General features: G+C 35.9%; 14 protein-coding genes and 5 tRNA genes. 18 read left to right on the top strand and 1 reads right to left on the bottom strand.

Annotated elements, in window-relative coordinates:
* The first annotated feature begins 7 nt into the window (after positions 1-7).
* From J8M14_RS18990 to J8M14_RS18910, 17 genes are all read left to right on the top strand, one after another.
* On the top strand, positions 8-898 hold the full coding sequence (locus J8M14_RS18990; protein ID WP_211076408.1) for a tyrosine-type recombinase/integrase: 891 nt from the start codon (positions 8-10) through the stop codon (positions 896-898).
* A gap of 70 nt (positions 899-968) precedes the next feature.
* Complete coding sequence (gene raiA / locus J8M14_RS18985) at positions 969-1,271, top strand: ribosome-associated translation inhibitor RaiA (RefSeq protein WP_211076407.1); 303 nt, start codon at positions 969-971, stop codon at positions 1,269-1,271.
* 101 nt (positions 1,272-1,372) lie between these two features.
* Positions 1,373-1,446, top strand: a tRNA-Thr gene (locus J8M14_RS18980).
* 128 nt (positions 1,447-1,574) lie between these two features.
* A tRNA-Tyr gene (locus J8M14_RS18975) sits at positions 1,575-1,657 on the top strand.
* A gap of 45 nt (positions 1,658-1,702) precedes the next feature.
* A tRNA-Gly gene (locus J8M14_RS18970) sits at positions 1,703-1,775 on the top strand.
* 125 nt (positions 1,776-1,900) lie between these two features.
* Positions 1,901-1,972, top strand: a tRNA-Thr gene (locus J8M14_RS18965).
* A gap of 58 nt (positions 1,973-2,030) precedes the next feature.
* Positions 2,031-3,218, top strand: coding sequence for an elongation factor Tu (gene tuf / locus J8M14_RS18960; protein ID WP_211076406.1), 1,188 nt, complete (start codon positions 2,031-2,033; stop codon positions 3,216-3,218).
* A 59-nt stretch (positions 3,219-3,277) separates the two neighbouring features.
* Positions 3,278-3,350, top strand: a tRNA-Trp gene (locus tag J8M14_RS18955).
* Positions 3,351-3,552: 202 nt separating this feature from the next.
* Complete coding sequence (gene secE, locus J8M14_RS18950) at positions 3,553-3,750, top strand: preprotein translocase subunit SecE (RefSeq protein ID WP_211076405.1); 198 nt, start codon at positions 3,553-3,555, stop codon at positions 3,748-3,750.
* Positions 3,751-3,759: 9 nt separating this feature from the next.
* Complete coding sequence (gene nusG, locus J8M14_RS18945; protein WP_211076404.1) at positions 3,760-4,314, top strand: transcription termination/antitermination protein NusG; 555 nt, start codon at positions 3,760-3,762, stop codon at positions 4,312-4,314.
* 76 nt (positions 4,315-4,390) lie between these two features.
* Positions 4,391-4,828 (top strand): 50S ribosomal protein L11, encoded by a 438-nt coding sequence (rplK, locus tag J8M14_RS18940; RefSeq protein WP_211076403.1) that lies wholly within the window; start codon positions 4,391-4,393, stop codon positions 4,826-4,828.
* 18 nt (positions 4,829-4,846) lie between these two features.
* The gene (gene rplA, locus J8M14_RS18935; protein ID WP_211076402.1) at positions 4,847-5,542 is read left to right on the top strand and encodes a 50S ribosomal protein L1; all 696 of its coding nucleotides are present in this window, start codon (positions 4,847-4,849) and stop codon (positions 5,540-5,542) included.
* A 15-nt stretch (positions 5,543-5,557) separates the two neighbouring features.
* Positions 5,558-6,079: a 50S ribosomal protein L10 gene (gene rplJ / locus J8M14_RS18930; protein ID WP_211076401.1), complete on the top strand. Its 522-nt coding sequence runs from the start codon at positions 5,558-5,560 to the stop codon at positions 6,077-6,079.
* A 69-nt stretch (positions 6,080-6,148) separates the two neighbouring features.
* The gene (gene rplL, locus J8M14_RS18925) at positions 6,149-6,526 is read left to right on the top strand and encodes a 50S ribosomal protein L7/L12 (RefSeq protein ID WP_211076400.1); all 378 of its coding nucleotides are present in this window, start codon (positions 6,149-6,151) and stop codon (positions 6,524-6,526) included.
* A 131-nt stretch (positions 6,527-6,657) separates the two neighbouring features.
* The gene (gene rpoB / locus J8M14_RS18920; RefSeq protein ID WP_211076399.1) at positions 6,658-10,467 is read left to right on the top strand and encodes a DNA-directed RNA polymerase subunit beta; all 3,810 of its coding nucleotides are present in this window, start codon (positions 6,658-6,660) and stop codon (positions 10,465-10,467) included.
* Between the two features lie 95 nt (positions 10,468-10,562).
* Positions 10,563-14,864, top strand: a complete 4,302-nt coding sequence (gene rpoC / locus J8M14_RS18915; RefSeq protein WP_211076398.1) for a DNA-directed RNA polymerase subunit beta' — start codon at positions 10,563-10,565, stop codon at positions 14,862-14,864.
* A gap of 143 nt (positions 14,865-15,007) precedes the next feature.
* A complete protein-coding gene (locus J8M14_RS18910) occupies positions 15,008-15,322 on the top strand; it encodes a DUF3467 domain-containing protein (RefSeq protein ID WP_211076397.1) in 315 nt (104 codons plus the stop codon).
* Positions 15,323-15,484: 162 nt separating this feature from the next.
* Here the strand turns inward: J8M14_RS18910 and J8M14_RS18905 are convergent, their stop codons facing one another.
* Entirely contained in the window at positions 15,485-17,071 is a 1,587-nt protein-coding gene (locus J8M14_RS18905) for a peptide chain release factor 3 (protein ID WP_211076396.1), read from the bottom strand.
* Positions 17,072-17,701: 630 nt separating this feature from the next.
* Here J8M14_RS18905 and J8M14_RS18900 point away from each other — a divergent pair.
* A partial coding sequence (locus tag J8M14_RS18900; protein WP_211076395.1) for an Ig-like domain-containing protein occupies positions 17,702-23,220 on the top strand: 5,519 nt, incomplete at its 3' end.

The following is a 23,220-nucleotide window of genomic DNA, read 5'->3' as shown; positions in this document are numbered from 1 at the left end:
TTTTTTTATGTTTATTTCAGAGTTTATAGATTATTTACTTCTCGAAAAAAAATATTCTATACATACAGTTACAGCTTATAAGTCTGATTTACTTTCTTTTCAGGAGTTTTGTCTAAAGGAGCATGATATTTCTGAAATATCAAAGGCTAATTATCCACAAATCAGATCTTGGATAGTGATGTTGGTTGATCAAGGTATGTCTAACCGTTCTGTCAATAGAAAAGTATCTTCCCTTAAAACCTATTACAAGTTTTTGCTAAAAATCGAACATATAGATAAAAACCCATTAGCAAAACATCAGGCATTAAAAGCTCCAAAAAAACTGCAGATTCCATTTTCGGCTAACGAGGTAGAAGATGTCCTAAAGGATCTGTTAGATGATGAAGGGTTTGAGGGTGTTAGAGATCGGTTGATTGTAGAGTTGTTTTATGCCACAGGTATCAGGAGAGCCGAATTGGTAAACTTGAGACTTTCTGATGTTGATGTGGGTGATAAACAGATAAAGGTGTTGGGTAAGCGTAATAAAGAAAGATACCTGCCTCTTCTTCCTTCGGTTTGTGTAACTATAGAGAGGTACTTGTTGTTAAGATCTGAATTGACAAGTAATTTAGAAGAGTCATTTTTACTACTGACTAAAAAAGGAGTTAAAATCTACGAAACACTTGTGTATCGAATCATAAATAGTTATTTTAGTAAGGCATCCTCAAAGGTAAAAAAGAGTCCGCATATCCTTAGACATTCTTTTGCGACACATTTGCTGAACGAGGGAGCAGATTTAAATGCTGTAAAAGAATTGCTTGGACATTCTAGTTTGGCTGCAACGCAGGTTTATACACATCATAGCGTTGCTCAGTTAGCTAAAGTTTATAAACAATCTCATCCACGGAATAAAAAGTAAAAGATAAACACTCTTGTTTGTCGTTCTTTTAGGCTAGAAATATATTGTTTAACCAATTAAACTAACATCTATGAAAGTAAACTTGCAGTCCGTAAATTTTAATGTAGATCAAAAACTGGTGGATTTTACCCAAACTAAGTTGGATAAGTTAGAAAATCATTTTAACCGAATAATTCATGCCGATGTGTTTTTGAAAGTTATGAATACGAGTGGTAAGGAGAATAAAATTACTGAAATCCTATTAAGTGTACCTGGAGATGAATTTATGATCAAAAAAATTAATAAAACGTTCGAAGAAGGTGTAGATGAATGTGTTAGTTCTTTGGAAAGACAGTTAAAAAAACGGAAAGAAAAATTAAATGCACATGTTTGACTATTTTTTTAGAAAATAGTTTTGTGTAAAAAATAAATTATTATACATTTGCAGTCCGTTAGAAATAGCGGACTTTTTTATGTTCAAAAACATAGTGAAAAGCCGATATAGCTCAGCTGGCTAGAGCAGCTGATTTGTAATCAGCAGGTCGTGGGTTCGAGTCCCTCTATCGGCTCTAAAAAAGTAAAAGTTTGAATAAAAACTGAAGCTTTTATAATTAAATTTTGAATTGCAAAATAATTGTCTATTTTTGCGCTCTCAAAATTGATAAGTTCATAGAAGAAAATATTGATTTTTATTATTGGGGAGATACTCAAGCGGCCAACGAGGACAGACTGTAACTCTGTTGTTTTTTAACTTCGCAGGTTCGAATCCTGCTCTCCCCACTTTTTTAATTATGGATTCAAAATTTTGAATTCTTAATTTAAAATGCGGGAGTAGCTCAGTTGGTAGAGCGTCAGCCTTCCAAGCTGAATGTCGCCGGTTCGAACCCGGTCTCCCGCTCTAAGCATAGAGCTGATCTTAAGAGCTTATTTTGAGATTGGATTTTTAATATAAGTGTAGTGATGAGTCAGATTTCTTTCTTAAATGACATGAAAACTCTGAGTTATCATTATACTCATTTAAAAGCCGGTGTAGCTCAGGGGTAGAGCGTTTCCTTGGTAAGGAAGAGGTCACGAGTTCAAATCTCGTCATTGGCTCTTAGTTCAGAATTATAAATTGAACACTAATATATAACTAAGATTAAATAAATTAATTATGGCAAAGGAAACTTTTGATCGTTCCAAACCACACTTAAATATTGGTACTATTGGACACGTTGATCACGGTAAAACAACTTTAACTGCTGCGATTACTAAAGTATTAGCAGAGGCTGGTCTTTCTGAAGCAAGAGATTTCGATACTATCGATAATGCTCCTGAAGAGAAAGAAAGAGGTATTACAATTAATACATCTCACGTTGAGTACCAAACTCAGAACCGTCACTATGCGCACGTTGACTGTCCAGGTCACGCCGATTATGTAAAGAACATGGTAACAGGTGCTGCTCAGATGGATGGTGCGATCTTAGTAGTTGCGGCTACTGATGGTCCTATGCCACAAACACGTGAGCACATCCTTTTAGGACGTCAGGTTGGTATTCCTAGAATCGTTGTATTCCTTAATAAAGTGGATATGGTTGATGATGAGGAATTATTAGAGCTTGTAGATATGGAAGTAAGAGATCTTCTTTCTTTCTATGAGTATGATGGAGATAATGGGCCTGTAATTGCTGGTTCTGCACTTGGAGCACTTAACGGTGAGAAAAAGTGGGTAGATACAGTAATGGAGCTTATGGCTGCTGTTGATGAGTGGATTGAGTTGCCTAAGCGTGATGTAGATAAAGATTTCTTAATGCCTATCGAAGATGTATTCTCTATTACTGGTCGTGGTACTGTTGCAACTGGTCGTATTGAAACTGGTGTTGCAAACACTGGAGATCCTGTAGAAATCATCGGTATGGGAGCTGAAAAATTAACTTCTACTATTACTGGGGTTGAGATGTTCCGTAAGATATTAGATAGAGGAGAGGCTGGAGATAACGTTGGTATCCTTTTAAGAGGTATTGAGAAAAGTGAAATTTCTAGAGGTATGGTAATCACTAAGCCTGGTTCTGTAACTCCTCACGCTAAATTCAAAGCAGAGGTTTATATCCTTAAGAAAGAAGAAGGTGGACGTCACACTCCATTCCATAATAACTACCGTCCACAGTTTTACGTTCGTACAACTGACGTAACTGGAAACATTGCGCTTCCTGATGGAGTTGAGATGGTAATGCCTGGAGATAACTTAACTATTACTGTTGAGTTGATTCAGCCAATTGCAATGAATGTAGGTCTTCGTTTTGCAATCCGTGAGGGTGGTAGAACAGTAGGTGCTGGTCAAGTAACTGAAATTTTAGACTAATACAATAATTATATATTAAAGTAAGGTATTCACTCAGGTGAATACCTTGCCTTATGTATACGGGTTTAGCTCAGTTGGTAGAGCACTGGTCTCCAAAACCAGGTGTCGGGAGTTCGAGCCTCTCAACCCGTGCAAAAGAATATACTTAAGCAAAATTGTGTTAAAGGGTGTTCTTTAAGATTGAAAAAAGTAACCAGATGAGAATCCTTTCCTAAACGAAGGTAAAGGAGACTCTCAACTCGGGTTTCGATAATCAATATTTTTTAAATGTTGATTGTTAATTAAATGGAATGTATAGCGAATATATTTTTTATTCGTTCAAAAAGTAAAAAAGATGGCTGGATTTATAAATTACATTACAGAATCATATAACGAGTTAAAAAATCATGTGACTTGGACCCCTTGGGCAGAAGCACAAAGATTAACTTTAGTTGTAATCGTTTTTTCGGTTATTTTTTCTTTGGCTATCTGGGGAGTTGATACTGTATTTAGTAATGTAATAGAGTATTATTTTACTTGGGTTAAATCTTAAATTCTAAAAATGGCTGAAGTAGATAATACAAAAAAGTGGTACGTGGTAAGAGCCGTTAGTGGTCAAGAGAATAAAGTTAAGGACTATATAGAGCGTGAAATAGCTCATATGGGTCTTGAAGATTTTATTTCTCAGATATTAGTACCTACAGAAAAAGTTGTTCAGATCCGTAATGGAAAGAAGATAAATAAGGAAAGAGTTTATTTCCCTGGTTATGTAATGATAGAGGCTAATCTTGCGGGAGAAGTTCCTCATATCATAAAGTCTATTAATGGTGTAATTGGATTTCTTGGAGAAGTTAAAGGAGGAGATCCTGTGCCATTAAGAAAGGCTGAAATTAATAGAATGCTTGGTAAGGTAGATGAATTGTCAGTGAAAACGGATAACGTTGCAATTCCTTACACAGTAGGAGAGACTGTAAAAGTTATAGATGGTCCATTTAATGGATTTAATGGTACTGTAGAAAAAGTAAATGAAGAAAAGCGTAAACTAGAAGTGATGGTTAAGATTTTTGGAAGAAAAACACCATTGGAGCTAAGTTATATGCAAGTAGAAAAAGTATAATAATTGTTACATTATATATCCTGAATTGTTCTCTTGCTTCCAACTATAGAACAATCCTAAATTTAAAATTACAAAAATGGCTAAAGAGTTAAGTAAGGTTGTAAAACTACAAGTTCGTGGAGGTGCGGCTAACCCATCACCACCTGTTGGACCTGCTCTAGGTGCTGCTGGAGTAAATATCATGGAATTCTGTAAGCAATTCAATGGTAGAACACAAGATAAAGCTGGTAAAGTATTACCGGTTGTTATTAATGTGTATAGTGACAAGTCTTTTGACTTCGTTATTAAAACTCCACCTGCAGCTGTTCAGATACTGGAAGCAGCAAAACAGAAGAAAGGTTCTGGAGAGCCTAATCGTAAAAAAGTGGCAAGTGTTACTTGGGATCAAGTTCGTACAATTGCAGAAGATAAAATGCCTGATTTAAATGCATTTACTATCGAGTCTGCTATGAAAATGATTGCTGGTACTGCTCGTTCAATGGGTGTAACTGTAAAAGGACAAGCTCCTTTTTAATCCAAAAACGTTTACAAAATGGCAAAAGTAACAAAAAAGCAAAAAGAAGCACGTGCTAAAGTAGATAGCAATAAAGCATATACATTAGAAGAAGCTTCAGCTTTAGTAAAAGAGATAACAAACGTAAATTTTGATGCTTCAGTGGATCTTGCAGTTCGTTTGAACGTAGATCCTCGTAAAGCTAATCAAATGGTTCGTGGTGTGGTAACATTACCTCACGGAACTGGTAAAGATGTTAAAGTGTTAGCATTAGTTACACCAGATAAAGAAGCAGAAGCTAAAGAAGCTGGTGCTGATTATGTTGGACTTGATGAGTACCTGGATAAAATCAAAGGTGGTTGGACAGATGTTGATGTAATTATCACTATGCCTAGTGTTATGGGTAAATTAGGTCCATTGGGTAGAGTATTAGGTCCTCGTGGTTTAATGCCTAATCCTAAGACTGGTACTGTAACTATGGATGTAGCAAAAGCTGTTTCTGATGTAAAAGCCGGTAAAATTGACTTTAAAGTTGATAAAACTGGAATTGTACATGCTTCAATAGGAAAATCTTCTTTTGATGCGGAAAAAATAGCTGGTAATGCTAAAGAATTATTAACAACATTAGTGAAGTTGAAACCACAGACTGCAAAGGGAATATATATTAAGTCTATATATATATCTTCTACAATGAGTCCTGGTGTAGAGATTGATTCTAAAAACTTTGCTGGGTAATTAAGATAAACGATTATGACAAGAGAAGAAAAATCATTGGTAATTGAAGACTTGACTGCTCAGCTTGCTGAAAATGCTAATATTTATTTAGCTGATATTTCAGGGTTAGATGCAGGGACAACTTCAAATTTACGTAGAGCTTGTTTTAAAGCTAATGTATCATTAAAAGTAGTTAAAAATACACTCCTTGCAAAAGCAATGGAGAAATCTGATAAGGACTTTGGAGAGTTACCTGATGTGTTAAAAGGTAATACTTCAATTATGTTTGCTGAAACTGGTAATGCGCCTGCTAAGGTTATCAAGGAGTTTCGTAAGAAATCTGAGAAACCTCTATTAAAAGGAGCATTTGTTGAAGAAGCAATATTTGTTGGTGACGAGAATCTGGAAGCACTTGTTAATATCAAGTCTAAAGAAGAAGTTATTGGCGATATTATCGGTCTGTTACAATCTCCTGCTAAGAATGTTATTTCAGCATTAAAATCTGGAGGAGGTACAATAGCCGGTATCCTTAAAACATTATCCGAAAAAGAAGGATAATTATTGGCGAGTACGCACTTTTTAACAAATTATATTTCAATTAAAAAAAATTATTTAAAACGATAGAAAATGGCAGATTTAAAAGATTTCGCAGAACAATTAGTTAACTTAACAGTAAAAGAAGTTAATGAGTTAGCTGATATATTAAAAGAAGAATATGGTATCGAGCCTGCTGCTGCTGCAGTAGCTGTTGCTGGTGGCGCTGCTGCTGGTGGAGGAGATGCTGCTGAAGAAAAAACTGAATTCGACGTAATTCTTAAAGCAGCTGGTGGTGCTAAATTAGCAGTTGTAAAACTTGTTAAAGAATTAACTGGTCTTGGTCTTAAAGATGCTAAAGGATTAGTTGATGAAGCTCCTAAAGCAATCAAAGAAGGAGTAGCAAAGGATGAAGCAGAAGCTCTAAAAGCTCAATTAGAAGAGGCTGGAGCTGAGGTTGAGCTTAAGTAAGCTTACCAAATATTGACACAAAGGTTTAGCCCCGGAGAGTACTCTCCGGGGTCTAAACCATTTTGCGTATATAATTACTATGTATATAGTACGCACCCATTTTTTAAATTTTAATTTAATTCCGTCCATTGATGTTAGCAACGCAAACTGAAAGATTGAATTTCTCTTCTGTAAAGAATAGACCTGATTATCCTGATTTTTTGGATATTCAGATTAAGTCCTTCCAGGATTTCTTTCAATTAGAAACAAAGTCTGAAGAAAGAGGAAACGAAGGTCTTTATAATACCTTCATGGAAAACTTCCCGATTACGGATACTCGTAATCAATTTGTACTAGAATTTATCGATTACTTCGTTGACCCTCCAAGATATGATCTTCAGGAGTGTATAGAAAGAGGTCTTACGTATAGTGTGCCATTAAAAGCACGTCTTAAATTATTCTGTACTGATCCGGAACACGAAGATTTTGAGACTATTGTTCAGGACGTGTATTTAGGTACAATTCCTTATATGACTCCAAGTGGTACATTCTGTATCAATGGAGCAGAACGTGTTGTTGTATCACAATTACACCGTTCTCCCGGAGTATTCTTTGGACAATCGTTCCATGCTAATGGAACAAAATTATATTCTGCCAGAGTAATTCCTTTTAAAGGTTCTTGGATAGAATTTGCTACCGATATTAATAGCGTGATGTACGCATATATCGATAGAAAGAAAAAATTACCAGTTACTACTCTTTTCCGTGCGATTGGATTTGAGCGCGATAAAGATATTTTAGAAATATTTGACCTTGCAGAAGAGGTAAAGGTTTCTAAATCTGGATTAAAGAAAGTACTTGGACGTAAATTAGCTGCACGTGTATTGAATACATGGCATGAAGATTTTGTGGATGAAGATACTGGAGAAGTAGTATCTATAGAACGTAACGAGATTGTTTTAGATCGTGACACTATTTTAGATAAAGACCATCTTGATGAGATTATTGATTCTGGTGCAAAAACTATATTATTGCATAAAGAAGATAATCAAAAAGGTGATTATGCTATTATCCATAATACATTACAAAAAGATCCTACTAACTCTGAAAAAGAAGCAGTAGAACACATATATCGTCAATTACGTAACGCAGAGCCGCCTGATGAGGAAACTGCAAGAGGTATTATTGACAAGTTATTCTTCTCAGACCAACGATACAACCTTGGTGAAGTAGGTCGATACAGAATGAATAAAAAATTAGGTCTTAATATCGAAATGGATAAGCAAGTACTTACCAAAGAAGATATTATTACTATCATAAAATACTTAATAGAGTTAATTAATTCTAAAGCAGAGATTGATGATATTGACCACCTTTCTAACCGTCGTGTAAGAACAGTAGGAGAGCAATTATCACAGCAGTTTGGAGTTGGTTTAGCTCGTATGGCTCGTACGATCCGTGAACGTATGAATGTTAGAGATAATGAGGTGTTTACACCGATCGATTTGATCAATGCTAAAACTTTATCATCTGTAATTAATTCATTCTTTGGAACAAATCAGCTATCTCAGTTTATGGATCAAACAAATCCATTGGCAGAGATTACGCATAAGCGTAGACTTTCAGCTTTAGGTCCAGGAGGTTTATCACGTGAACGTGCAGGGTTTGAGGTTCGTGATGTTCACTATACGCATTATGGTCGTTTATGTCCTATAGAAACTCCTGAAGGACCAAATATTGGTCTGATTTCTTCACTTTCTGTATTTGCAAAAGTGAATTCAATGGGATTCTTAGAAACTCCTTACCGTAAGGTAGAAGATGGTAAAGTTGATATTTCTAAATTCAGATACCTAAGTGCTGAGGAAGAAGAGGAGAAGTTAATTGCACAGGCTAATATTCCTATGAAAGAGGATGGAACTATCGAAGCTGATAAGGTAATTGCCCGTATGGAAGGTGATTTCCCAGTTGTAGATCCATCTACTGTACATTATACGGATGTTGCACCTAATCAGATTTCGTCTATCTCGGCATCTTTAATTCCTTTCTTGGAGCATGATGATGCGAACCGTGCATTGATGGGATCGAATATGATGCGTCAGGCAGTACCATTATTAAGAGTGGATGCGCCAATCGTGGGTACAGGATTAGAACGTCAGGTAGCTTCAGATTCTAGAGTACTGATTAACGCTGAAGGCGCTGGAGAGGTAGAATATGTAGATGCGCAAAAGATCACTATCAAGTACGATAGGACTGAGGAAGAAAGAATGGTAAGTTTTGATGGTGATTCAAAAACTTATGAGCTTATCAAATTCCGTAAAACCAACCAAGGTACTAGTATCAACCTTAAGCCAATCGTAAGAGTTGGGGATAGAGTTGAAAGAGGACAAGTACTTTGTCAAGGTTATGCAACTGAGAATGGGGAGCTTGCTCTTGGTAGAAATATGAAAGTAGCCTTTATGCCTTGGAAAGGGTATAACTTTGAAGATGCGATTGTAATTTCTGAGAAAGTAGTAAGAGATGATATCTTTACATCTATTCATATTGATGAATATTCTCTGGAGGTTAGAGATACTAAATTAGGTAATGAAGAATTAACTAATGATATCCCTAATGTTTCTGAAGAAGCTACTAAAGATCTTGATGAAAATGGAATGATTCGTGTAGGTGCAGAGATCAAGCCGGGTGATATCCTTATCGGAAAGATTACTCCAAAAGGTGAAAGTGATCCTACTCCGGAAGAGAAATTATTAAGAGCTATCTTTGGTGATAAAGCTGGAGATGTAAAAGATGCTTCTTTAAAAGCTTCTCCATCATTACACGGGGTTGTAATTGATAAGAAATTATTTGCGAGAGCTATTAAAGATAAGCGTAAGCGCTCTCAGGATAAAGAAGATATTTCTGTATTAGAGAGATCATATGATGCTAAATTCGCATTGTTAAAATCTCAGTTGGTAGACAAGTTATTTGCTATTGTTGGTGGTAAAACTTCACAAGGTGTAATGAATGACCTTGGAGAAGAAGTACTTCCTAAAGGTAAGAAGTATACTCAGAAAATGCTTAACAGTGTTGATGACTACGCTCACCTTACTAAAGGTACTTGGACAACTGATAATGATCTTAACGATATGGTTGCAGACCTTATCCACAACTATAAGATTAAAGAAAATGATTTACAAGGTAATCTTCGAAGAGAGAAATTTACAATCTCTGTAGGAGACGAATTACCTTCAGGAATAATAAAACTTGCTAAAGTTTATATTGCTAAAAAACGTAAACTTAAGGTAGGTGATAAGATGGCAGGTCGTCACGGTAACAAAGGTATTGTTGCACGTATCGTAAGAGAAGAAGATATGCCATTCTTAGAAGACGGAACACCGGTAGATATCGTATTGAACCCACTAGGAGTACCTTCACGTATGAATATTGGTCAGATTTATGAAACTGTATTAGGATGGGCTGGTCAGAAATTAAGTAGAAAGTTTGCTACACCGATTTTTGACGGAGCTTCACTTGATCAGATTAATGAATTGACTGATGAAGCAGGAATTCCAAGATTTGGACATACATATCTATATGATGGTGGTACTGGAGATCGTTTTGACCAACCTGCAACAGTAGGTGTGATTTATATGCTTAAGCTAGGTCATATGGTAGATGATAAGATGCACGCACGTTCTATAGGTCCTTACTCATTGATTACTCAGCAACCACTTGGTGGTAAAGCACAATTTGGAGGTCAACGTTTTGGAGAGATGGAAGTATGGGCGCTGGAGGCTTATGGTGCTTCAAGTACACTTCGTGAAATACTGACTGTAAAATCTGATGATGTAATAGGAAGAGCCAAAACATACGAAAGTATCGTAAAAGGTGAGCCTATGCCAGAACCAGGATTACCAGAGTCTTTTAACGTATTAATGCACGAACTAAAAGGTCTTGGTCTGGATATCAGATTAGAAGAATAATATATATGAAATCGTACCCTGAGCGCAGGCTAAGGGTACGATAATCATTAATTATTCAATTTTAAATTACAATAATTCTTAAGCAACCATATATTATGGCAAGAAATAATGATAAGAATACAGTAAAGAGATTTAATAAGATCTCTATTGGTTTAGCTTCACCAGAGTCTGTTTTAGCAGCATCTCAAGGAGAGGTTTTAAAACCTGAAACTATCAATTATCGTACTCACAAACCTGAGCGTGATGGTTTGTTCTGTGAGCGTATTTTTGGACCTGTAAAGGACTTTGAATGTGCTTGTGGTAAATATAAAAGAATTCGTTACAAAGGTATTGTTTGTGATCGATGTGGTGTTGAAGTAACCGAAAAGAAAGTTCGAAGAGACCGTGTAGGGCACATTAACTTAGTAGTTCCTGTGGCACACATTTGGTATTTCCGTTCTTTACCAAATAAAATAGGATATTTATTAGGTCTTCCATCTAAGAAGTTGGATATGATTATTTACTACGAACGTTATGTAGTAATTCAGCCTGGTATTGCTAAAAATGAAGAAGGAGAACCAGTACAAAAGATGGATTTCCTTACAGAAGAAGAATACCTAAATATTTTAGATAGTCTTCCGCAAGAGAATTTATATCTGGATGATACCGATCCTAATAAATTCATCGCTAAGATGGGAGCAGAGTGTCTGATCGAAATTTTAAGAAGAATTGATCTTGATGCACTTTCTTATGAATTAAGACATAAAGCAAATAACGAAACATCAAAGCAACGTAAAACAGAAGCATTAAAGAGACTTCAGGTTGTTGAAGCTTTTCGTGATGCAAATAAAAATAGAGAGAACCGTCCTGAATGGATGATTCTTAAGGTAGTACCGGTAATTCCACCAGAATTACGTCCATTGGTACCACTTGATGGAGGTCGTTTTGCAACTTCGGATTTAAATGATTTATACCGTCGAGTAATTATTCGTAATAACCGTTTGAAGCGTTTGATGGAAATCAAAGCTCCAGAGGTGATTTTACGTAATGAGAAGCGTATGCTTCAAGAATCTGTAGATTCATTATTTGATAATACACGTAAAGCATCAGCAGTAAAAACTGATTCTAACAGACCGTTAAAGTCATTATCTGATTCCTTAAAAGGTAAACAAGGACGTTTCCGTCAGAACTTACTTGGTAAGCGTGTAGATTATTCTGCTCGTTCGGTAATCGTTGTTGGACCGGAATTAAAGTTATTCGAATGTGGTCTGCCTAAGAATATGGCAGCAGAATTATACAAGCCATTCGTGATCAGAAAATTGATTGAACGTGGTATTGTAAAAACGGTAAAGTCTGCTAAGAAAATTATAGATAGAAAAGAGCCTGTTGTTTGGGATATCTTAGAGAATGTTCTTAAAGGACATCCAGTATTGCTAAACCGTGCTCCAACGCTTCACCGTTTAGGTATCCAGGCATTTCAGCCTAAGCTTATTGAAGGTAAGGCGATACAATTACACCCATTAGTATGTACTGCATTTAATGCGGATTTTGATGGGGATCAGATGGCAGTACATTTACCATTAGGACCAGAAGCAATTCTAGAAGCACAGTTATTGATGTTAGCATCACACAACATTCTTAACCCTGCTAATGGTTCTCCGGTAACAGTACCTTCTCAGGATATGGTGTTAGGTTTATACTATATGACAAAGTCTCGTAGATCTACTCCAGAATTAGAAATCAAAGGTGAAGACCTAACTTTCTATTCTCCCGAAGAAGTTACGATTGCTTATAATGAAAAGAGATTAGACATTAATGCTAATATTAAGGTTCGTACAAAAGATCTTAATGAAGAGGGAGAATTAGTAACTAAAATAATCGAAACTACTACAGGTAGAGTATTATTTAATGAAAAAGTTCCTGAGCAAGCTGGATATATTAATGAGGTACTAACTAAGAAATCTCTTAGAGATATTATTGGTGATATCCTTAAAGTAACTAGTGTACCGGAAACAGCTGTTTTCCTTGATGAAATTAAGAAGCTAGGATATAACTTTGCATTCCAGGGCGGATTATCGTTCAGTTTAGGAGATATTATTATTCCTGAAGAAAAGCATACTATGATTGCTGATGCCAATACTCAAGTTGATGGTATTGTAGCAAACTATAATATGGGTCTTATTACTAATAATGAGCGTTATAATCAGGTAATTGATATTTGGACTTCTACGAATGCCAATCTTACCGAGTTATCAATGAAACGAATCAGAGAAGATCAGCAAGGATTCAACTCTGTATATATGATGCTTGATTCTGGAGCAAGGGGATCAAAAGAGCAGATTCGTCAGCTTACAGGTATGCGTGGACTGATGGCAAAACCTAAAAAAGCTAGTTCTGCTGGTGGAGAAATTATTGAGAACCCGATTCTTTCTAACTTTAAAGAAGGACTTTCGATTCTTGAATATTTTATTTCTACTCATGGTGCTCGTAAAGGTCTTGCAGATACCGCACTTAAAACTGCAGATGCTGGTTATCTTACACGTCGTTTGGTGGATGTAGCACAAGATGTTATTGTTAATATCGAAGATTGTGGTACGCTTAGAGGTGTAGAAGTAACTCCGTTGAAGAAAAACGAAGAAATTATAGAAGGCCTTGCTGCCAGAATAGTAGGTAGAACTGCGTTAGTTGATGTGATTAATCCTTTAACTCAGGAATTGCTTATTGAAGCTGGAGTGGAGATTGATGATGCCACAGCAAAAATTATAGAGAATTCTCCAGTAGAATCTGTAGAAGTACGTTCTGCACTTACTTGTGAAGCTAAGAAAGGTATTTGTGTAAAATGTTACGGTCGTAACCTTGCAACTGGTAAAACGGTTCAAAGAGGTGAAGCTGTAGGTGTTGTAGCTGCTCAGTCCATTGGAGAACCGGGTACTCAACTTACACTGCGTACTTTCCACGTAGGAGGTATTGCAGGTAACATTTCTGAAGAAAATCAATTAAAATCTAAATTTGCTGGTAAAGCAGAGATAGAAGAATTGAAAACTGTTAAGGGAGAAGATGCAGAAGGAAACGAAATTGATGTAGTAATCTCTCGTACTTCTGAAGTTAAGATAATTGATCCAAAGACTAAGATTGTTTTAAGTACTAACTTAATTCCTTATGGTTCTCAATTGTTTATAAATGATGGAGATAAACTGTCAAAGGATGATGTTATTTGCCAGTGGGATCCTTATAATGGTGTGATTATTTCAGAATTTGCTGGTAAAGTAAGTTATGAAAACATCGAACAAGGTGTAACTTATCAAGTAGAGATTGATGAACAAACTGGTTTCCAGGAAAAAGTAATTTCTGAATCTCGTGATAAGAAAAAGATTCCTACACTCCATATAATGGGCAAAGGTGATGAAGTATTACGTTCGTATAACCTTCCGGTTGGCGCTCACTTAATGGTGGATGACAATGATAAGATAAAAGTTGGTAAAATTTTGGTTAAGATTCCTCGTAAATCTGCAAAAGCAGGTGATATTACAGGAGGTCTGCCAAGAGTAACAGAATTATTCGAAGCACGTAACCCTTCTAATCCAGCTGTAGTAAGTGAGATTGACGGTGTGGTATCATTTGGTAAGATTAAGCGTGGTAATCGTGAGATCATCGTAGAGTCTAGAATAGGAGAGATCAAGAAGTATCTTGTAAAACTTTCTAATCAGATTCTTGTTCAGGAAAATGATTATGTACGTGCTGGTATGCCATTATCTGATGGATCTATTACTCCAGAGGATATTCTTAAAATCAAAGGGCCATCTGCAGTGCAGCAGTATCTGGTAAATGAAGTACAGGAGGTTTACCGACTACAAGGAGTGAAGATCAATGATAAGCATTTCGAAGTAGTGGTGCGTCAGATGATGCGTAAAGTAAGAATCCAAGATCCGGGAGACACTATTTTCCTAGAAAATCAATTAGTTCATAAATCTGATTTCATTGAGGAAAATGATGAGATTTTTGGAATGAAAGTAGTTGAGGATGCTGGAGATAGTGAAAACCTAAAAGCAGGTCAGATTATTTCTCCAAGAGATCTAAGAGATGAAAATTCTGTTTTACGCAGAGAAGATAAAAACTTAGTTACTGCAAGAGATGCCTCTCCTGCAACGGCAACTCCAATACTGCAAGGTATTACAAGAGCTTCGCTACAGACTAAGTCATTTATTTCTGCGGCATCCTTCCAGGAAACAACAAAAGTATTAAATGAAGCCGCTGTAAATGGTAAAATTGATACGCTAGAAGGTCTTAAAGAAAATGTAATTGTAGGACATAGAATTCCTGCAGGTACTGGAATGAGAGATTACGAAAGCATTATTGTTGGTTCTAATGAAGAGTTTGAGGACCGAATGGAACAACGACAAGAAGTTAATTTTAATTAATATAGAAAGCCTGCCTTTTAGGCAGGCTTTCTTTTTAGTGAAACATTATTTTGAAATGCAGTAATGCGTAATTTTCAAAATAAATAGTTGAACTAATCCTGCACTTTTTGTAGGATATAATATGTATATAAAACATTTTGAATATGGCTGATGATAAAAACCAAAAACAAAACCAACTTAATATCGAATTAGATGAAGCTATTGCTGATGGAATATATAGCAACTTAGCGATTATCAATCATTCGGTTTCTGAGTTTGTTATTGATTTTGTGAATATTATGCCGGGTAGGCCAAAGAGTAAAGTTAAGAGTAGAATTATTTTGACTCCTCAGCATGCGAAACGCTTATTAAAAGCATTGGGTGATAATGTGCAAAGATTTGAAGCAGCTCATGGTGAAATTAAAGACTATGATCAACCACCAATTCCTTTAAATTTTGGTCCGACTGGTCAAGCTTAGTGTAATAGTATTTTATTATAGTTTTTAATTTTTATATTAATTAAAACTATATTTATATAAAAAACCGATTTAAATAATGCTGTTTAAATCGGTTTTTTTATTTGTTGTTTATAACTAGTTGCTATTTGCTTAAAAACGCTTTAAAATACACTTAAAATCGATTTAGAACTCAGAAGTGTAATGAAACGTAATAGACGGATACTTCTGTTGGGTCATTTGTAAACTAAAAGAAGAATCGGCTAAAAATACTAATTGTCCTTGTTTGTCCTTTGCTAAAAATTTACTTTTTACACGTTTAAAATCTTTGAATTCTTCGTTTTCAGGATCTTCGGGATCTACCCAACAAGCTTTATGCACATTTAGGTTTTCGTAGGTACATTTAGCACCATATTCGTGTTCTAAACGATACTGAATGACTTCATACTGAAGCGCTCCAACAGTACCAATTACTTTTCTACCATTTAATTCTAGAGTAAACAACTGTGCTACACCTTCATCCATCAACTGATCGATACCTTTTGCCAATTGCTTAGATTTCATTGGGTCGGCATTATTAATGTATCTGAAATGTTCTGGAGAGAAACTGGGGATGCCCTTATATTGAAGCTTTTCGCCTTTAGTAAGTGTGTCGCCAATTTTAAAGTTTCCGGTATCATGAAGTCCTACAATGTCTCCTGGGTATGATATATCCACGATCTCTTTTTTCTCTGCAAAAAAGGCATTTGGACTAGAAAATTTAAGTTTTTTGTTATGCCTGGTATGTAAATAGGGTACATTTCTTTCAAAAGTACCAGATACAATTTTTATAAAAGCTAATCGATCTCTATGTTTAGGATCCATATTTGCATGGATTTTAAAGACAAAACCGGTAAAATCCTCTTCTTCAGGTTTTACTAAGCGTATATCACTTTCTTTTGGCCTTGGTCGAGGAGCAATTTTTATGAAACAATCCAGTAGTTCTCGTACTCCAAAATTGTTTAAAGCTGATCCAAAAAATACAGGTTGTAGATTACCATTTTGGTAAGATTCAGCATCAAAAGAAGGATAAATTCCTTCTACAAGTTCCACTTCTTCTCTTAGGGTTTCTGCAGCACCATCTCCGATGATTTCATTAAGTTCCGGAGAGGATAAGTCCGATATCTCTATGGTTTCTTCAATATTTTTGCGACTATCTCCACTAAAAAGATTGATATTTTTTTCCCAAATATTATAGATTCCTTTAAAATCATATCCCATTCCTATAGGAAAGCTCAGAGGAGTAACAGTAAGACCAAGCTTTTGTTCCACTTCATCTAATAATTCAAAAGCATCTTTACCTTCCCGATCCAGCTTATTGATAAAAACGATCATAGGAATATTACGCATTCTACAAACTGAAACCAATTTCTCTGTTTGTTCCTCAACACCTTTTGCTACATCAATGACCACAATTACACTATCTACTGCTGTAAGAGTTCTAAATGTATCTTCAGCAAAATCCTTGTGACCAGGAGTATCCAGAATGTTGATTTTAATATCTTTATATTCAAAAGCTAGAACAGAGGTCGCAACAGAGATCCCACGCTGGCGCTCAATTTCCATAAAGTCACTTGTTGCACCCTTTTTAATTTTATTAGATTTTACCGCACCAGCTTCCTGAATTGCCCCACCAAAAAGGAGTAACTTCTCAGTTAGTGTGGTTTTTCCAGCATCTGGGTGGGAGATAATTCCAAATGTTCTTCTTCTATTTATTTCTTCAAGAAATTTCATATATCATCTACTCTATAATGCGCAAATATAATGAAGTGAGTGCTACTTTTTCGTTTGTAATGAATTATATATTTAGTTAATTCTACAGTTAATAGGGATAACAGATAGATTTCGAATCAAATCGTTTGATCATTATTTATTCAATTATATAATAACAGACTGAAATTTAGTTTTAAAAATATTCTTGAAACAAATCTACGGAGGCGAAATGTTAATTTAATATTGGGAATTACTAGTATTTATTATTTTAACTATGAGGAGTCAGTTCTTGATTTTGGTGTATGCCTTACTAAATAAGAGGCAGGGAATAATCCCTAGTATTAAAATTATGTTAATTTATTTAATTTTTTTTGTAACTTTACTTGTATAATGCACGTATATTTTTATAAGTAAAATAGATAAACTAAAAAGGTTATTCTGGTTTATTGTTGTTAAGTTTCAAGCAAATTTTATGCATTTCATCGTTGTAAAATGCCTTTAATCGTCAAAACATCAATGATTTATTACAAAAAATTGTTAATAACTTATTTTTTTTTACGATATTTGTGCGTTATGTAGAATTACGGTAAAACCGTAACCTACAATGTAAAGCTTAAGTAAACATACTATTATCCCAAATCAAAAGTGCCTATGAGAATTATTACTCAACCCCAACATGTGCACAAGTATAAATATAATAACCTACTTCTTAGGGCGTTATTACTATTTCTGTTTTTTTTATATTCCGCTTCGGCAATTGCACAAACTTCTACTTTTGATGCTCATTGGTGGAACGGTGAGGGGTATTTAATGGATTTTAGAACCTCTCCTCCTACTATTACTTGTAATTTACCTTCAGACGGTGCTTTTGAGGCAACTTCTGCGTGGAGTGATCCATTGACCGGAGAACTTGTTTTTTATGCAGATAACGGTACAGTAAGGGATAATGCGGGTAATCTTTATAATAACCTTACAATTCCTACGGATCTTTTAAATACAAATGCTACTAGAACTCAAATGGCTGTTGTAATGCCTGTACCCGGTACGAATTTGGAACAGGTGTACTTATTACACGGTGATGGTAGCTCTGGTAATAGTGGTGGTAGTAGCGTTGGGACTACGTACTATTCTATTATAGATATTCCTTCACAAACTGTAATTAGTAAAAATAATGTATTAAATAATGCAACCTCAGAGGCCTTATATGGTACTAATAATGGTGCATTATGTGGAGCTTGGGTGGCTACATTAGGATACGACGACCCTAGTTGTACATCAGATTGTGCCGCTAGTTTGAATTTGTGGAGAGTTGATTCTGATAATCTTTTGGCGCCCGCTAGAGCTAATAATCCTGATGTATCTGTTAGTTTGCCGACTAATTTTTCGGTAATAGCGGATAGGTCTTCAATTCGTTTTTCTCAACAGAATGACCGAATCGCAGTTGCAATCGAAGCTATTGATGGAGGTGTTTTTTATGCTGATTTTAATGAAGAAACTGGAGCTGTTGGTGCTTGGACTCATGTTCCCAGAACAACCACGGAGCTTACCGATTCAGGTTATAGTTTAGAATTTTCTCCTGATGGTAGTAGGATCTATTACACACATGAGAATTTTACCGTGGCTGTGGCTTGGGCGTCTGATCTATATATGCATATTATCGGTGATAATACTTCTGTTAGAGTTGAGGATGAAACATTGGGGTCTTGGGCAGGTGTTCAATTAGGACCTGATGATAATTTATATTTAGCAGCTAGTGGAAGTGGAAATGTGTACTATTTGACTAACCCAAATACAGTTACAACTGCTGCAAGTGCTAATTTTCAATTTCTTGATATAAGCGCCAATGCTACTTGTAGCACAGCAGTTGTTCAGGGATTTAATTTTACACAGCAGGTAGTTTTCTTTTCATCATGTTTACAAGATACAGATGGCGATGGAATTTTTGATGAAACAGATATTGATGATGATAATGATGGAATTTTAGATACAGTTGAAGGTGTTGGGGATACCGATGGGGATAATATCATAAATAGCTTAGATCTAGATTCGGACAATGATGGAATCCCTGATAATATAGAAGGTCAGACAACTATAGGTTATGTTATTCCTAGTGAAGTAGATTCAGACGACAATGGTCTTGATGATATTTATGAAACGACGCCTGGTTCTGGAGAAGGAATTACTCCTGAGAATACAGATGGTCTTGATAATCCAGACTATTTAGATATCAATAGTGATAATGATGGTGGAGATGACACAGAAGAAGCTGGGCTTACGTTAGCAAATAACGATACAGATGGTGATGGATTAGATGATAATATTGATACTTCTGCAGATTATTCTGATCCGGGAGGAACTATAGATAATCCTTTGACAGGAGGAATCATATTACCAGATGTGGATAGTGATGCAACGACTGGAGGAGATGTTGATTATAGAGATATCTTCAATACTGATGATTTTGATGGTGATGGTGTATTGAATAATGAAGATCTTGATGACGACAATGATGGGATTACGGATACGCAGGAATTATGTGGTACCGATCCTGCTAATGTTGTAGTTCCCGCAACTATAGTTGTATCTATATTAACAGATAATTTACCAGAGCAAACTACTTGGACGTTGACTGGCCCCTCTGGAGTAATTGCCACTGGAGGTCCATATACTGGTCAGCCTTCAACAAACGTAATAATCCCTCCAATATCTACACCATTGGTAGGTAGCTTTTCATTTACAATTTCTGATAGTGGAAGTAATGGAATTTGCTGCGCTAACGGTAATGGTACGTACGATGTGTCATTAAACGGTGCATCGGTTGCTAGCGGAGGTAATTTTGGAGCTTCAGAAACTACCAATTTCAATGTAAACACAAATATTAATCCGTTTACCTGTTTTACCGCCGACCCTAATGAAGATACAGATGGAGATGGAGTTGTAAATTTTCAAGATCCTGATTTTTGTACCTTAAACTCTAATGGAGTTTGTGCCAATATGGACACTGATGGTGATGGTATAATTAATAGTTTAGATTTAGACTCAGATAATGATGGTATTTTTGATGTTATAGAATCTAATGCTATTAGTGTTTCTGGAGTAGCGGATAGTGATAATGATGGAAGAATAGATGGAGCTACAGTGTCTATAGCTGTTGGAGCAAATGGAGTTTTTAATAGTATAGAAACTACTGCAGAAAGTGGTCTTCTGAGCTATACAATTGCCGAAAGTACGGATGATAGTGATACCATTCAGAATTATTTGGATTTGGATAGTGATGGAGATGGAATACCTGATAATGTCGAAGCCCAAACAACTGTTGGATATACAGCTCCAAATGGAATTTATAATATATTTGGAGTAGATACCGCTTATTTAACTGGTCTTTCTCCCGTTAATACTGATGGAACTGATAATCCTGATTACTTAGACACAGATAGTGATAATGAAGGAGCAGATGATACAACTGAAGCAGGATTGACACTAACGAATTCAGATGCCGATGGTGATGGGTTAGATAATGTTACGGATACATCATCGGGTTATAGTGACCCTGGCGGTAGTATTGATGATCCACTTAGTGGGGCAGTTATTTTACCTGATGAAGATAGTGATGCAAGTTCAGGAGGAGATTTAGATTTTAGGGATGATGCCAATGATAATGCGGATTTAAGATTAACTAAATCAGTAAATAATAGTTCACCGGTAGTTGGTAATAATGTGATCTTTTCAATAACAGTTACTAATGATGGACCAATCAATGCAACTGGAGTTCAGGTTACGGATCAATTACCATCCGGTTATACTTATGTGAGTGATGATAGTGGAGGTGATTATAATTCAGGCACCGGACTTTGGAACATTGGAACTTTAAATAATGGAGCTTCAATTACAATAGAAATTACAGCTACAGTTAATGGAACTGGTTTATATTTAAATAGTGCTGAAATTACTGCAAGTGATAATAATGACCCGGATTCTACTCCAAATAATAATATAAGTACCGAAGATGATCAGGATAGTGTTGCTACTTCACCAATTCTGGCAGGAGATCAGGATGCTGATGGGATTTTGGATGCCATTGATATAGATGATGATAATGATGGTATTACAGATACACAAGAATTGTGTGGTACAGATCCTGTTATTACAACGATTACGATTACAATAGATTTAGATCGGTATGAAAATGAAACAACTTGGGAGCTTAGAGACCCTTCTTCTAATTTAATAGCAAGTGGAGGTCCATACCTGAATGGTGATTCTATAATAACTTCCTCTACAATTGTAAATACAACTGGTAGTTATGAATTTACCATTTTTGACTCCTTTGGAGATGGGTTAAATAGTACTGGTGGCTCTAATGAGAATGGTACTGCAAGCTATGCAATTGATGTAAATGGAACCAATATATTTACGTCAGCTAATTTACCCGATTTTGGAGATGAAGATATTCAAACTTTTACCGTAGCCGTATCTTCCAAGTTTACATGTCTATCTAGTGATCCCGCAGCAGATGATGATACTGATACAATACCAAATTATCAAGATGCAGATTATGCTGCCGCTAATGGTTCTTCTTTAAATTCAAATGGGGTAGTAGCTATTTTAGATACAGATGGTGATGGTATAATTAATAGTTTAGACCTTGATTCTGATAATGATGGGGTTTTTGATATTATTGAGGCGGATGCAGATAGTGTTTCAGGAGTTGCAGATGCGGATAGTAATGGTAGAATAGATGGTGCAGATTCTACAACGGTTGGAGCAAATGGATTATTTGATTCCGTAGAAACTACCGCAGAAAGTAACGTGTTAGCTTATACGATTGCAGATAGTGATACTAACTCAACATACGACCCTTATCAATTAGACTCTGATAATGACTCTTGTAATGATGTAGAAGAGGCGGGTTATACAGATGATAATAGTGATGGATTGTTAGGACCTTTACCTATAACAGTTAATGGTAATGGTCTTGTTACCAGTGGTTCTGATGGATATACGACTCCAGCAGATGCAGATTCAAATACAGTATTTGATTTTCAAGAGGTAGGTACAGGCCCAACAATTAATAGTCAACCTACACCTCAAACAATATGTGCTGGCGCTAATGGAAGTTTTACAGTTGCAGCAAGTGGTTCTAATCTTACTTATCAGTGGCAATTAAGTACTGATGGTGGATCTAGTTTTAATGATTTAAGTAATGGAGGAATTTATTCCGGAACCAATACTACAACATTAACAATTACAGGGGCTAATGATGGATTGAACAATAACCAATATCAGGTTATTGTAGGTAATAGTGCTTATGTCTGTGGAGATGTAACATCTAATGCTGCGATCTTAACCATTCCGGATGTTTCGGCTATCGCCGTTGGTGCTAATCCAACTACTTGTGGAGGGAATAATGGTTCAATTACTTTAAGTGGATTAACGGCAAATACCGTATATAGTGTTAGTTATTTAGATGATGGTGTTGCTATTGGTCCTAATAATATTACATCAGATACTGGAGGTCAGGTCATAATCGCCGGATTAGATGAAGGTGCTTATACAAATATAACAATAGGTTTATCGGGATGTTCGGGATCAACATTGGATATTGTCTTATCTGACCCTGCTATCCCTACTGCAAATCCAATCACTGGCCCAACAGCGGTATGTGTTGGAGCAACAATAGACTTAACAGAAGGAACTGCTGGAACTATCTCTTGGTTTTCTTCAGATACAGGTGTAGCTACAGTTAATGGATCAGGAGTTGTTACAGGAGTTTCAGCTGGTACTACTAATATTACCTATACAGTTACGGATGGAAATGGTTGTACTTCTTTGCCTTCTGTAGCCTATGGAGTAACGGTGAATGCTACTCCAGATATTAGTACGACTGACACACCTTCTATATGTCCTAATGAAAATTTTGATTTAACGTCTATAACAATTTTAGATGCAAATTCTACTGGAGCAACATATACTTATCATAGTGCTACACCTGCAACAGGAGCTAATGAATTAGCTAGTAGTACGGTAAATCCATCAACAACTACAACATATTATATATTAGCAACTACTTCCAGTGGTTGTACTGATGAGTTAGCTGTTATAGTTACTGCTGAGGATACTACAGCACCTGTAACGCCTACTTTGGCAGGAGTTACTTTAGAGTGTGAGGC

It is taken from the genome of Aquimarina sp. MMG016 (genome assembly GCF_018100805.1).
Classification (GTDB): Bacteria; Bacteroidota; Bacteroidia; order Flavobacteriales; family Flavobacteriaceae; genus Aquimarina.
The sequence above is the reverse complement of the archived record's forward strand: the minus strand, read 5'-3'. Positions and strand labels throughout refer to the sequence as shown.